This is a genomic window from Streptomyces chartreusis, assembly GCF_008704715.1.
Classification (GTDB): domain Bacteria; phylum Actinomycetota; class Actinomycetes; order Streptomycetales; family Streptomycetaceae; genus Streptomyces; species Streptomyces chartreusis.
The window spans coordinates 6,953,113-6,966,953 of sequence record NZ_CP023689.1; the positions used below are offsets into that span (position 1 = coordinate 6,953,113).

Annotated in this window: 11 protein-coding genes and 1 pseudogene; 4 read left to right on the plus strand and 8 right to left on the minus strand. The window is 69.8% G+C overall.

The window, feature by feature from the left end:
- Positions 1-130: 130 nt before the first annotated feature.
- Genes CP983_RS30575 through CP983_RS30585 form a run of 3 tightly spaced genes read left to right on the plus strand, consistent with a single transcriptional unit; the run spans position 131 to position 3,787 of the window.
- Complete coding sequence (locus CP983_RS30575) at positions 131-1,468, plus strand: hypothetical protein (RefSeq protein ID WP_229914738.1); 1,338 nt, start codon at positions 131-133, stop codon at positions 1,466-1,468.
- Positions 1,465-3,027: a VWA domain-containing protein gene (locus CP983_RS30580; protein WP_150503132.1), complete on the plus strand. Its 1,563-nt coding sequence runs from the start codon at positions 1,465-1,467 to the stop codon at positions 3,025-3,027. The genes CP983_RS30575 and CP983_RS30580 overlap by 4 nt, the downstream gene beginning before the upstream one ends.
- Positions 3,014-3,787 (plus strand): hypothetical protein, encoded by a 774-nt coding sequence (locus tag CP983_RS30585; protein WP_125528679.1) that lies wholly within the window; start codon positions 3,014-3,016, stop codon positions 3,785-3,787. Before CP983_RS30580 ends, CP983_RS30585 begins: the two co-directional genes overlap by 14 nt.
- 15 nt (positions 3,788-3,802) lie before the next feature.
- On the opposite strand, the gene CP983_RS30590 is transcribed toward CP983_RS30585, so the two are convergent.
- From CP983_RS30590 to CP983_RS30625, 8 genes and pseudogenes are all read right to left on the minus strand, one after another.
- Positions 3,803-4,813 (minus strand): LLM class F420-dependent oxidoreductase, encoded by a 1,011-nt coding sequence (locus CP983_RS30590; protein WP_150503134.1) that lies wholly within the window; start codon positions 4,811-4,813, stop codon positions 3,803-3,805.
- Between the two features lie 111 nt (positions 4,814-4,924).
- Positions 4,925-5,707, minus strand: coding sequence for a hypothetical protein (locus tag CP983_RS30595; RefSeq protein ID WP_189748632.1), 783 nt, complete (start codon positions 5,705-5,707; stop codon positions 4,925-4,927).
- A 160-nt stretch (positions 5,708-5,867) separates the two neighbouring features.
- Positions 5,868-5,966: pseudogene (locus CP983_RS45255) on the minus strand (N-acetylmuramoyl-L-alanine amidase); the annotation flags it as partial.
- A 56-nt stretch (positions 5,967-6,022) separates the two neighbouring features.
- Positions 6,023-7,441, minus strand: a complete 1,419-nt coding sequence (gene iscB / locus CP983_RS30605) for an RNA-guided endonuclease IscB (RefSeq protein ID WP_229914737.1) — start codon at positions 7,439-7,441, stop codon at positions 6,023-6,025.
- A gap of 487 nt (positions 7,442-7,928) precedes the next feature.
- On the minus strand, positions 7,929-8,462 hold the full coding sequence (locus CP983_RS30610; RefSeq protein ID WP_150503138.1) for a hypothetical protein: 534 nt from the start codon (positions 8,460-8,462) through the stop codon (positions 7,929-7,931).
- A 118-nt stretch (positions 8,463-8,580) separates the two neighbouring features.
- Positions 8,581-9,534 carry an N-acetylmuramoyl-L-alanine amidase gene (locus CP983_RS30615; RefSeq protein ID WP_150503140.1) on the minus strand — a complete coding sequence of 318 codons (954 nt, stop codon included), beginning with the start codon at positions 9,532-9,534 and terminating at the stop codon, positions 8,581-8,583.
- 64 nt (positions 9,535-9,598) lie between these two features.
- Positions 9,599-10,249 carry a class I SAM-dependent methyltransferase gene (locus CP983_RS30620; protein WP_030956222.1) on the minus strand — a complete coding sequence of 217 codons (651 nt, stop codon included), beginning with the start codon at positions 10,247-10,249 and terminating at the stop codon, positions 9,599-9,601.
- A 123-nt stretch (positions 10,250-10,372) separates the two neighbouring features.
- A complete protein-coding gene (locus CP983_RS30625; protein ID WP_150503142.1) occupies positions 10,373-12,133 on the minus strand; it encodes an MFS transporter in 1,761 nt (586 codons plus the stop codon).
- A gap of 221 nt (positions 12,134-12,354) precedes the next feature.
- Between CP983_RS30625 and CP983_RS30630 the strand changes: the two genes are divergently transcribed.
- Positions 12,355-13,809, plus strand: coding sequence for an MFS transporter (locus CP983_RS30630; protein WP_373309808.1), 1,455 nt, complete (start codon positions 12,355-12,357; stop codon positions 13,807-13,809).
- Positions 13,810-13,841 lie beyond the last annotated feature (32 nt).

Sequence of the window (13,841 nt, forward strand, 5' to 3'; positions counted from 1 at the left end):
AAACCTGTCGCGCGGGGCGGAGCGCCGAGACGTGAACGGGTCGCTACGTTCAACTGGCGTTCCCCGCAATGTCGTTCACCGGTCATCATGATCATCGACGATCCTCCTCCCGGAGAGGGCAGGAGAGCCGGTGTCCGAAGCAGACAGACCGCACGCCACATCCGAAGCCGACAGACCACGCACCGCGCAGGAACCACGACTGCGCACCCGTGACAGGAACCGCCCCCGCGCACGCTTACCGGTCCACGTCCTTCTCGCCCTTCCGCTCGCCCTGGCCGGGCTGATCGCCCTGTTGGTCACGGGCAACGCGCTACGGCCGTTCGACCGGGTCGTCACGATCGAGGCCAGGATGGCCTCCAAGTCCGACTACTTCAAGGACCCCGAGGTGCAGCGGCTGCTGCTGAAGCACGGCCTGCGCGTCGACATCCACCGCCTCGGCTCCCGCGGCATCGCCACGCAGTCCCTGACGGGCATGGACGCCGTCTTCCCGTCCGGCCAGCCCGCGGCCAAGCTCATCCTCGACCGGCAGGACCGCTCGGTGCGTTCGGTGCGCCCCTTCGTGACACCGCTGGTGCTCGGCACGTTCCGGGCCTACGCCGAGACCCTGGAGAAGATGGGCGTCGCCACCGCCCAGCCCCCGGCCGGCGGCGGCAGGGCGCTCTACTACGACCTCGACATGGACCGTTTCATGGGCCTGCTCGACGGCAGGACCGGCACCAAGGACCAGACCCTGACCGGCGATCAGGACCGGGACGGCGTCACCGAACGCGCCGACACCTGGAACGGCATCGGCTTCGACCGGCCCGGCGGACGCAGCAACAGCGGCCGGGTCCTGGTGCGCACCTCCAGCGTCTGCGAGTCCAACTCCGCCGGCGCCTACCTGAGCATCCTCGCCTTCGTGGCCAACGGCGACAGCACACCCGGCGCCGGCCAGGCCGACGAGACCAAGGCGATGGAGGAGGCCCGGACCGTCGCCCGGAAGATCAAACCCCTCATCGACCTCCAGGGCATGTGGGCCGACGAACAGGCCGACAGCTACCTCTCCGACCTCGGCGAGAGCATCGCGCCCATCTCCCTGATCTACGAGCACCAGTACCTGGCCCACCAGATCGCCCACGAGCGCGAGCACGGCGAGGCCGACACCGACCGGGTCCTGCTCTACCCGACGCCCTACGCCCTCACCGAGCCCCAGCTGATCTCCCTCAGCGGCGAGGGCGACCGGCTCGTTCGCGTCATCCAGGACGACCCCGAACTGCGCCGGCGCGCCATCGAACTGGGCTTCCGCGTCCGCTTCTCCGGCGAGGACGGCACCAGCGACCAGCTCAACGCCTACCTGGCCGACCACGGCATCCAGGTGCCGAGACCCAACCGCGACGAGACCAAGGTCTACGAACCCGACCTGGACGTCCTGGAGGAGATCATCGACTCCGTGGGCACCTGCCCCCCGGCCGTCCGGGACACCCCGTGAAGCGCCGCACCCTCACCGCCTGTCTGACGCTGACCCTGCTCGCCGCCCTCACCTCCTGCGGCGGCGGAGACGAGGACATCACCCTGCGCGTCCTCGCCAGCCCCGAACTCGCCGACCTGGAACCACTGCTGGGCGACCTGAAGGACGACACCGGCGTCGAGCTCGACATGGACTACCGGGCCACGGCCGACCTGTCCGGCGCCCGCGGCTCGTCGTACGACCTGGCCTGGCCGGCCTCCGACCGCTCCTTCCTGCTGCGGCTCCAGGACAAGGGCGAACGGGCGGCCCGCCCCGAGTCGACGCCGATCATGCGCTCGCCCGTGGTCGTCGGCCTCACCCCGCGGACCGCCGACACACTCACGGCCCGGGCACCGGACGGGCGGCTGTCCTGGGCGGACATCGCGGACGCGGCGGCCGACGGCACCGTACGGTTCGGGATGGCCGATCCGCGCAGCAGCGACACCGGGCGCGCGGCCCTCGTCGGCGTCGCCACCGCCGCCGCGGGCACCGGCAGCGCACTGCGCGAACAGGACGTCTCCTGCGACCGGTTGCGCGGCTTCCGCTCCGGCCAGACCCTCACCGGCGCCAGCTCGCGCGAGCTCATCGCCGCCTACCCGGGCCATCAGGGCGAGGCGAACGCGCTGATCGCCCACGAGTCGGAGCTGCTGTCCCTCAACGCCTCCAAGAAGCTCCGCGAACCCCTGCGGATCGTCCACCCCGACGACGGCATGGTGCTGTCCGACTTCCCGCTGCTCCTCCTCGACGCCGACGAGCGGGGCGCCTACCGCAAGGTCGTCGACTGGCTGCTGAAGGACGACGTGCAGCGCGAACTGATGCGGCGCACCTGGCGCCGCCCGGTCAACCAGGACGTCACCCCGGCCGAGCCGCTGCGCGAGGCGGTCGGCAACGCCCTGTCCTACCCCGACCGGCTCTCCATCGTGGAACGGCTCGTCGCCGACTACGGCGATCCCGCGAGCGCCACCACCGACCAGGTGGTGTTCCTGCTCGACTTCTCCGGCTCCATGCGCGGCGAGCGGATCGCCGGCCTGCGCGCCGCGTTCGCCGGGCTCAGCGGCGCCGACCCCACCTCCACCGGCAAGTTCGCCCGCTTCTACCGGGGCGAACACCTCACCGTCGTACGGTTCGGCGAGCGGGTCCTCCAGGAGCGCACGGTCACCGTGCGCGGCGACGGCGACCTGCGCGCCCTCGGCAAGGTCGTGGCCGCCGGCTCCTTCGACGACTTCACCGCCGTCTGGTCCGCCCTCGACCGCGGCTACCGCATCGCCACGGACGCCGTGCGCGAGGCACCCGAACGGCCCGTCGCCATCGTGCTGATGACAGACGGCGAGAGCAACGCGGGCATCTCCTACGCCGAGTTCCTGCGCCGGTACGAGCGTCTGGGCGCCGACGCACGCGAAGTGCCCACCTTCCCAGTCCACTTCGGCGAGGCCGACGCGGCGGCGCTGGACAAGGCCGCCCGCGCGACCGGAGGCCGAATGGTCGACGCCGACGAGTCATCCCTCTCCGACGCCTTCAAGGAGATCCGTGGGTGTCATTGACAGTCAGTGGTGGAGCCTGCGGTGGCCCTGGATGGTCGTCTGGCTCCTGACAGCGGTGTGCGTCGCCGTGGTGGCGCAGTACGTGGTGGCCCGCTGGGTGGCCGCCCGGCGCAGACGGCGGGTGCGGGACGGCCGCATGTTCTCCGGAATGTGCATCTATCTCCACGAGACACGGGTCGAGGGCGTCGCGGACATCCTCGGCATACCGAAGGCCGACGTGAACGTCTCCCACGAGACCAGCGTCTCCACCGGCTTCGGGCTGTTCGGCCGCTTCACAGTCGGCGGCCGGGCCGAGCGTGACACCAACACGCAGACGCGCAGGGAGTACTGGGAGCCCAACACGCCCATGAAGACGATCCGTCTGATCATGGACCGGCTGCGGGCCCGGGACATGGTGGTGGACGCCGACCTCGCGACCGGGCAGCTCTTCCTCACCGCGGCTCTCGCCGACGAACTGCGCGGCGCCGAGGCCAGGGGCACCCCGCTGACGGCGGTCAGGGGGACGTACGTCTCGGTCTCCGGCCTGTTCACCGTCCGCAGGGACGGCGAGGACGTCGTCCTGCACGCCCGCTACGGCACCGGCGAACCGCGCGCCCAGGTGAAGATCACCTGCGAGACGTCCTGGGTGCGCGAGGAGGAGTTCCGGGTCGACCGCTACTCGGCGGACGAGGAGTTCCCGGCCACCTGCCTGGGCCGGGTACGCGCCTGGAACGCCACGACGGGCGAACTCACCCTGGACCCCATCTCGGTCTTCCAGTGAACTCTTCCTGTGCGACTACGAGTTGAGTTCGGCGAGCAGGCGCAGCGTGGGCCGGTCGGGCGAGAGCACCAGCAGATCGGTCACCGGCCCCTTGCGCCACAACTCCAGCCGCTCGGCGATCCGTTCACGCGGCCCGACGAGCGAGATCTCGTCGGCGAACGCGTCCGGCACGGCGAGCACGGCCTCCTCCTTACGACCGCTGAGGAACAGCTCCTGGATCCGCCGCGCCTCCTCCTCGTACCCCATGCGCGCCATCAGGTCGGCGTGGAAGTTGCGGGCCGCGTGACCCATGCCGCCGATGTAGAACCCGAGCATGGCCTTGACGGGCAGCAGCCCCTCGGAGACGTCGTCGCAGACCTGGACCCGGGCCATCGGCGCGACGACGAAACCCTCGGGCAACTCGGCGACTGCCTCCCCGTACACGTCGGGCCTGCTCGGCGACCAGTACAACGGCAGCCAGCCGTCGGCGATCCGGATGGTCTGGGCCACGTTCTTCGGCCCCTCGGCACCCAGCAGTACGGGCAGGTCCGCCCGCAGCGGATGCGTGATCGGCTTCAGCGCCTTCCCGATGCCGGTGCCGTCCGGCCCGCTGTACGGGTGGGAGTGGAATCGCCCGTCCAGCGCCACCGGCCCCTCGCGCCGCAGCACTTGGCGTACGACATCGACGTACTCCCTCGTCGCGGTGAGCGGCGACTTCGGGAACGGCCGCCCGTACCACCCTTCCACCACCTGCGGCCCCGACAGCCCGAGCCCCAGCATCATCCGCCCGCCGGAGAGGTGGTCGAGGGTGAGGGCGTGCATGGCGGTGGTCGTGGGGGAGCGGGCGGCCATCTGCGCGACGGCGGTACCGAGCCTGATCGTCGACGTCCGGGCGGCGATCCAGGTGAGCGCGGTGAAGGCGTCCGAGCCCCAGGACTCGGCGGTCCACACGGAGTCGTAGCCGAGCCGCTCCGCCTCCTGGGCGAGCGGTACGTGGTCCGGGGAGGGGCCGCGCCCCCAATACCCGAGTGCGAGCCCGAGCCGCATAAGCCTGCCTCCTACTGACGGATCGTCAGGTCCTTGGACCGGAGGGCGACTGTACGACAACGGCCCCTCACCGGGAAGGGTGAGGGGCCGCGGTACGGCTTGCCGTGCGACTCAGCCGCGCTGAATGCCCGAGGTGTCCTGCAGCACACCACGACGACCGTCCTGCGTCTGCGCGACCAGCGTGGCGCCACGCTGCTCGACGGCCAGGTACCAGGTGCCCGGCGCCAGTTCGGCGATCGGCGACGGCGAGCCGTCCTCCGCGAACAGCGGCCGCGGCACGGGCACGGCGAACCAGAACGGGGAGAAGTCCCCACCGGCGGTCGGCGCGGGAGCCTGCGGCTGCCCACCCCCGAACGGCTGCCCGGCCTGCGGCTGCCCACCGTAGGGCTGCGGCTGCTGGGCGCCCGGGTACCCGTAACCACCCTGCGGCTGCCCGCCGTAGGGCTGCGGGGCGGAGGGACTGGGGGCCGGGAGAAGGGCGGCCTGGAGGGCGGGGACGAGGGGGGTGGCGATGGCGCCGCCGGCGAGGATCAGGGCGGCGAGGAAGCCGAGGATGAGACCGGCGCCGGCGTTCTCGGCGTCGATCAGGTTCCACAGCATGATCCATGCGGTCAGGAGGGTCAGGGCGACGCCGGTCGGCCCCAGCTCCAGGCCCGCGACCTTGCGAGGGGCGGGAAGAAGACGCGCAACCACGATCAGCGCGGCACCGATCACGCCGCCCATGTACACACCGAGACCGAGCCCGATGCTGTCCCATGCATTCGGGATCTCGTACGAATCACAGATGTTGCCCGGAGCGTCGCAGCCGGCCAAGCCGAGGAATGACGCGATGAACAGCAATACCGCTGCTCCGATCACCACGCCGTCGCCTCGAGTGAGGGAGCGGATATTCACTTCAAAGGTCCTTCGTCGGTCGTCTCGTCGTCGGTAGAGGCGTCGCTGTCACCATGTCGCCGCAAGGCCCCTGTGTGAAGCGCGGGGGTGGCCCCTCATCGTACGGCCGACCTTATCGTCCGACCGACGAGGTTGTCCGCCGGGATCAGTCCGTGGACCACTACCCCCGCAGGAAACTCACGATCCCTTCAGAGACTCCACGCCCGCACTTGCGGCGCCCCACGCCGCTGGTCAGCAGCGCCGCGTTCTTGTTATCGCGCCGCTGCGCGAACAGCCGTATGACTTGGAAACCGTTGACGGATTGATACGTACAGGTCAGGCATGTGCGACTTCGGCCCGTGTGGTGTAGGCGTAGCCGTCGGCTCGTTGGAGGAGGCGGACGTGTCGGTGGTTGACGCCCTGGACCAGTCCATGGCGGGTCTTGATGTTGAAGTTGCCGGTGACGCGAACGGCGACGCGGCCCGTGTGGTTGCCCTGCCGCTTGCCGTTGGGGACGTTTGCGCGCACGAGGTCGCCGGTTGCGTAGCCGAAGTATTGCTTGGTGCGGGGCAGGGCGAGGCGAGGGAAGCCGTATCGGTCGGGGGCGGTGCGACGATAGGTACCGCGTCCAGTTGCCGTCACCACTTGAATGGCTTTGGGGTGACGCACCACGCTTGCCAGAACTCCGACGCACAGCGCGTCAAGGGTGTGACTTTTGGGCGTTGAGGTGCGTCGACGATTCCATCTTGTCCGGCCACCGGTGGACGGCCGTACGTCTGGGTGTAGGGCCTTGAGCGCTCGGAGCACTGCGCAACGGGTCGCGTTCATCGCTGCGGCGTCGCGCAGTGGAGTCTTCGCCTGTTGAAGAATCTTTGAGAGCACAGCGGGCTTCTTCTTGAGGAAGTCCTCGACCGGCATGTTGCTTTTCCGCTTGTTGCAGGGAAGGCAGGCGAGGGTCAGGTTGGAGACACGGTCGGATCCGCCTCGCGATCGCGGATGGATGTGGTCGATGTTGAGAGGGGTGCTCGTTGCTCCGCAGTAGGCGCACGCCCGGTTCCACTTCATCAGTAGGTACTCACGCACCTCCATTCCTTGTAGCGTGCCGCCTCGATACTCGGCAACGGATGCAGACGTGCCCGCGCTCATGGCATGAGGATCGAAGACGGAGAGTTCTACATGCACCGCGCGCACAGGAGCCCAGCGGGTCATCCTGTTCACCCACGCGGTGATGGTGTCGACCCGGTGCCTCAAGGACGGAGCGAGCCAGCCTTCTGGCCGTGCGCGGTTGTTGAAGCGGGGTGCTCGATAACGGAGGTTCCGCTGCCTGCGTGCCCGCCTGAGCGTGGCCCGGGAGGTAAGCCTGACGCTGATCGGTCCGCCTCGGTGTACGAGCTCGATCGCGAACAGGCCGTGGCGGACGGATGCATCCGCTTCGTCGACTGCCCGGAACAGGGCGATGCCGGTGAATCTGCTGCCTGGGTCGATACCCAGCTCAGCGCCGGTCACTTCCGAGGTGGCGGCAGTACGGTCTTTGAGGCGGATTACAAATGGGGTGTGACGATGCACGACGGCTCGCCCGTGACTGAGGAGTTTTGCGGGCACGGGCCGGCGTACATGGCATGAGCGGTTGGTGGTGTCTGTCCAGAACGAACACCGCTGGATGACCCTCACGGGTCTCGCCCTTCCCCGCTGAAGCGGGGGCGGGGTGACGTCCTGCCAGATGGGTGCCCGCCGACAGGATCTCCCCTCGCCCATGTTCAGCACCCGTGCCCGGCACGGTGGCCGGGGGTCCGCAAGCCGTTTCGTCCCTACTCCCAGGGGTGTCTGCTCCTGCGGATTCCAGAGCGCGCCGCTGAGGAAGCACGGCGCGGTGGGTCTTCTCACGTGAACTGAACGTAGTCATCGGATGCACCTCCTTGTGGTGATGACTGGGGCTGGTCAAACGTGGGCGTGACTCTCAACCAAGAGCCACGCCCCGGCCTTCAAGGCCGGAGAGCGAATGACTTCAGGTCCTTCGTTTCGTGCTGAGCCTCGCCGCTGCACGTATGAGAAGACGACATCGCCGGTGATCGTCGTGTGTTCGTGATGCGGCGCCGACATTTTCGATCAAGTTTGGTCGGTCAGGTTCAAGGGGACTTTGAGATGCATCGCGGACTGCAGCACCGGGCACACGACAAGAAGCGGCCCGCCGGCATGCTTGCCGGCGGGCCGCTCGAGAAGCTGGCTGCGACTCGCGACTCGGCTAACGCTCGCTGTACTTGAAGCAGACGCCGATCGGCTTGTAGGCCGTCTTGTTCCTCTGGACGATCCACTTGTCGCCCTGAGGTACGAGCATGGCCTGCACGTCGAACTTCTTCCCCGAGTACTTCACGAAGGCCGTCAGCGTTCCGTGCTTGCCCCGAGGCACTTCTTTGGAGCCGCTCACGGTGATGCTTCGTGACTTCGACACGTCCCATCCGACACCCGCACTGATGACACCCTTCGAGGCGTCGATGTGCTTCGAGAGCACCGTGCCGGTGGATCGGGTGTCATCAATGCGCAGCGTCATCCTGCCCCGGCCCGAGGCCATCGCAACGGGCGTCTTCCCGCACTTGGTCCCGATGGAGCGTACGTGGATCAACCGCTTGGCGATGATCGCGCGGTTCCCACTCGCGACTTCGGAACTCTTTGCGCTCGGGGTTGCCTGTGCTGAGGTGCCCATGCCGAGCAGGCTCACGGACAAGCCAGCAATGATGACCCCGCGCTGGGCTGTTTGGAAATTCAACTGATCCCCCATGATCATAAGAAGGCATCAGGGCCTCCGGTCGAGAACAGTTGATCAAGGGGTGTGTGCTTCTGCAACAGTCTTGAGATAGATCTGAGCGTGTGCGTGATGGCTCTGGGGTGCTCGGGATCTACTTGACGAGGAAACTCACGATTCCCTCAGAGATCCCTTGCGCCGCCTTCTGGCGCCAGGCTCCGCTGGTGAGCTGTGCCGCGTCCTTGCTATCGCGCATGTTGCCGCACTCGATGAACACCTTCGGAACCGTTGACAGATTGAGACCGCCGAGGTCCTTACGCGTGACGAGACCGGTGCCGTCGCCGATGTAGTTGGAGGGGGCGTCGCCCGTGACGCGGACGAAGGAGCCCGCGATGCGTTCGCCGAGGGCGCGGGAGGGGGCCACGATGGGGCCGGTGTTCGCGGCGCCCTCGTCCACCTTGCCGGGGAGGATGACGTGGAAGCCCCGTTGGCCGGAGCCCGCGCCGTCGGCGTGGATGGAGACGACCGCGTCGGCGTGCGCCTTGTTGCCGATCTCGGCACGCTCGTCGACGCACGGTCCCCAGGAACGGTCGCCGTCCTGCGTGAACTTGACCGTGGCGCCCTGCTTCTCCAGCAGCGTGCGCATGCGATGGGCGACGTCGAGTGTGAACTCGGCCTCGGAGTAGCCGTCGTTCGTCGACGTACCCGTCGTGTCGCACTCCTTCCAGTTCGTGCCGATGTTCACCTTGCGGTTGATCTCGGACGTGTGCCGGAAGTTGTTCGGGTTGTGGCCCGGGTCGATGACGACGACCTTGCCGTCCAGGGACCCGGAGCCGGAGCCGGCCGGCGCGGACGTGGAGTCCGTCGTCGGCGTGGGGCCCGGTGGTTTGTCGTCGCTCGTGGTGGAGTCCGTCGGCGCCTGGTCCGAGGGTGCCTGCGACGGCTGTACGGCCGCGTTGCCGGAGCCGCCTCCGTCGCCGCCCACCGCCTCGTACATCACCCAGCCGAGCAGTGCCCCGGGCACCAGCGCGGCGAGGCCCACGGTGAGGACGCGGCGACGGCCGCGGCGGGGCTGGGGAGGATCGAAGTCCGGACCTACGTACGACACGCCTGACACCTTACGGGCCGACCGCGGCCGGTGCGGGAAGGCCACGGCCGAGCCGCGCCGCAGTTCAGATTCCCGTGCCCGTCCGCTTCAGCACCCGCAGCGAGTCCGTCACCGACACCTCCGTGAACGCGCCGGACTCCAGCGCCCGGAGGTAGACCCGGTACGGGGCCTGTCCCGTGAACTCGTCCTCCGGTTCGGGGAACACGTCGTGGATGACCAGCAGCCCGCCCTCGGCGACATGCGGGGCCCAGCCCTCGTAGTCGGCGTTCGCGTGCTCGTCGGTGTGGCCGCCGTCGATGAAGACCAGGCCTAGCGGGGTGCCCCAGACCTTCGCGACCTGCGGGGAACGGCCGACCAGGGCGATCACGTGCTCCTCCAGACCCGCCGCGTGCAGCGTGCGGCGGAACGTCGGCAGCGTGTCCATGAGGCCGATCGCCGGGTCGACCGTCTCCGGGTCGTGGTACTCCCAGCCCGGCTGCTGCTCCTCGCTGCCGCGGTGGTGGTCGACCGTGAGAGCTGTCACACCGGCCTCGCGGGCGGCGTCGGCGAGCAGGATCGTGGAGCGGCCGCAGTAGGTGCCGACCTCCAGCAGGGGCAGCCCGAGGCGGCCGGCCTCGACCGCCGCCGCATGGAGCGCGAGCCCCTCGCCCGTGGGCATGAAGCCCTTCGCCGCCTCGAACGCGGCCAGGATCTCGGGCTTGGGGGCCGGTGCCATGGGGGTCCTTCCGGTTGCACACGGGCGGGGCGGTGGGTCGGTCGTACGACCGTACGGGCGCCCATCGTGCACCACGCCCCCCGTCATGTGGACGACGGGGGGCGTGGGCGGGCGGCCGGTGCGTCAGGCGGTGACCGTTTCTCCCGGCAGCGACAGGTCCAGGTCGACCGGACTGTCGTCGCCCGTGTGGGTGGCCGACGAGGCGAGCGGGGCGTGGCCGTCGGCCCGCGCTGCCAGGACGTAGGCGCCCTGGGCGGGGACGGCGAGGGCGTAGCTGCCGTCGTCGGCGGAGAGGGTGGCGCCGGCCTGGCGGCCCCGGCGGTCGATCAGGGTGACCTTGGCGCGGGCGACCGGGGTGCCCCCGGCGTCCAGGACACGGCCCCGGAAGCCGCGCAGTGCTTCTTCGGCGCGCTCCAGGTTGGCGTCCTCCTCGCTGCTGGCGCGCAGCTGCGTGTGGGCGGCCGGGCGCTGCTTCGGCAGGAAGAGGGCGAGGAGGAGGCCGACTGCGACGGCGGCGGTCGCGATCAGGAAGGAGACGCGGAAGCCGTGCATGGTCGGGATCGCCACCCCGCCGACGTTGTTCGCGGTGTTGGCCAGGACCATGCCGATGACGGCGCTGGAGACCGACGTACCGATGGAACGCATCAGGGTGTTGAGGCCGTTCGCCGCGCCCGTCTCGGAGGCGGGGACCGCGCCGATGATCAGGGCGGGCAGGGAGGAGTAGGCGAGGCCGATGCCCGCGCCGAGGACCACCGCGATGACCAGGCTCTGCCAGGCGGCGCTCATCAGGCCGAGGCCGGCGCCGTAGCCGATCGCGATGATCAGCATGCCGAGGATCAGGGTGGTCTTGGGGCCGTACTTCGCCGAGAGCCGGGCGTAGACGGGGGCCGTGAACATCATCGTCAGGCCGAGCGGGGCGACGAGCAGGCCCGCGACGACCATCGACTGGCCGAGGCCGTAGCCGGTCGCCTTCGGCAGCTGGAGCAGCTGGGGCAGGACCAGGGAGACGACGTAGAAGCTGACGCCGACCATGATCGACGCGAGGTTGGTGAAGAGGACGGCCGGGCGGGCGGTGGTGCGCAGGTCGACCAGCGGGGCCTTCGAGCGCAGCTCGTAGACGCCCCACAGGAGCAGGACGGCCGCCGAGCCGGCGAACATGCCGAGCGTGGTGGCCGACGTCCAGCCCCAGTCGCTGCCCTTGGTGATCGGCAGGAGGAAGAGGACGAGGCCGACGGAGAGGCCGAGCGCGCCGAGGCCGTCGAAGGTGCCTTCCGCGCGGACCTTGGACTCCGGTACGACGAGGGGGGTGAGGGCGATGGACAGGACGCCGAGGCCGGCGGCGCCGTAGAAGAGGGCGTGCCAGTTGCTGTGCTGGGCGACCAGGGCCGCGGCGGGCAGTGCGAGGCCGCCGCCGACGCCGATCGAGGAGCTCATCAGCGCCATCGCCGAGCCGAGCTTCTCGCGGGGCAGCATGTCGCGCATCAGGCCGATGCCGAGCGGGATCGCGCCCATGGCGAAGCCCTGGAGGGTACGGCCGACGATCATGGGGAGGAGGGCGCTGGTGAACGCGCTGATCAGGGCGCCGACCACCATCACCGACAGGCTGGCTATCAGCATGCGCCGCTTGCCGTACAGGTCACCGAGGCGGCCCATGATCGGGGTCGCCACGGCGCCCGAGAGCAGGGTGGAGGTCAGGACCCAGGTGGCGTTGCTGGGCTCGGTGCCGAGCAGTTGCGGCAGGTCCTTGATGACCGGGACGAGCAGGGTCTGCATCACCGCGACAACGATGCCCGCGAAGGCGAGGACCGGGACGAGGGCGCCGGAGGGGCCCGGGGTGCCGGTGTCCGCTCTGCCGATGGGCTGTTCGTTCGTCGTTCGTGTCATGTGTACATCGAACTCCGTCTGCCTGGGCAACTATTCCGATGCTTTGGGTCACTAACGAATTCTTGACCTTCTCTTGGGAATGGCCGGCCTGGATGGGGGCGCTGCCGGTGCCGGGGCGTGGGGCGCCGCCGCTGTCGGGGACGTGGTCCTAGGTCCACCGGGGCCGGGCCTAGGCCGAATTCCTGATGCCAGGAGCGTCGGTCGTTGAGAGCATGACACCCATGCTCGAAGCCGCCGACGTCACCCGTGCCCCTCGCCGACCCGCGCCCCCCACCTGGCTGGTGGTGGCGCTCGCCTGCGCCGGACAGTTCCTCGTCGTGCTCGACGTGGCCGTCGTGAACGTGGCGCTGCCGTCGATGCGGGCCGATCTGGGAATGGACGCGCAGGGCCTGCAGTGGGTGGTGAACGCCTACGCCATCGCCTTCGCCGGGTTCATGCTGCTGGGCGGGCGGGCCGGGGACCTGTACGGCCGCAAGCGGATGTTCCTCGTCGGGCTCGGCCTGTTCACCCTGGCCTCGCTGGCCGGCGGGCTGGCCCAGCAGGACTGGCAGCTGCTGGCCGCACGGGGCGTGCAGGGGCTGGGCGCGGCGGTGCTGGCGCCCTCGACGCTGACGATCCTGACGGCGGCGGTGCCGGAGGGAGCGGCCCGGGCGCGGGCGATAGGGACGTGGACCGCCGTCGGCGCGGGCGGCGGTGCCGCGGGCGGTCTTGTCGGCGGGGTCCTCGTGGACCTGCTGTCCTGGCGCTGGGTCCTGCTGATCAATGTGCCGGTGGGTGCGGTGGTGCTGGGCGGCGCGGTGCTGTGGCTGGCGGAGAGCCGGGCGGGGGAGGGGCGGCGGCTGGATCTCCCGGGAGCCGTGCTGGTGACCGCCGGGCTCGCGACCCTGGCGTTCGGCATCTCTCAGACCGAGGCCGCGGGCTGGACGGCACCGGACACGGTCGTGCCGCTGCTCGCAGGTCTCGCGCTGATCGGCGCCTTCCTCGCCGTCGAGGCGCGTACGGCGGCCCCGCTGATGCCGCTCGGGCTGCTCAGGGTGCGGGCGGTGGCGTCGGCGAACGCGGCGATGTTCCTGTGCGGGTCGGCGATGTTCTGCATGTGGTTCTTCATGACGCTGTACTCCCAGAACGTGCTCCACTACACCCCGCTTGAGGCCGGTCTGGCACTGGCGCCGAGCTCGCTGGCGGTGGTCCTCGGTTCCAAGCTCGCGCCGCGGCTCATGCGAGGGGCCGGGCCGCGCGCCGTGGCGGTGACGGGGACACTGGTGGCGGCCGTCGGCTTCGGCTGGCAGTCGATGCTGAGCGTCGACGGCGGATACGTCACCTCGATCATGGTGCCGGGGATCCTGATGATGCTGGGCGCGGGCCTGGCAACGCCCCCGCTCGCGTCCCTGGCCATGTCCGGGGCGCGGCCCGAGGAGGCGGGACTGGTGTCGGGGCTGGTCAACACCTCCCGCACGATGGGCGGTTCCCTGGGCCTCGCGGTCATGTCGACGATCGCGGCGGCCCGTTCGGAGGGGAGCGGGGCGCCCGGCGCGCTGACCGAGGGGTATGCGCTGGTGTTCCGTACGTCGACCGTGGTGCTGCTGGTGGGGGCGGTGCTGATGCTGGTGTGGCTGCCGAGGAAGACGGCCGCGGTCTCGCCCGAGGCCGCTTCCGTGAGTTCCTCCGCGAACTGAGGCAACGATCCGGGGGCTCCATGGACTCCTTT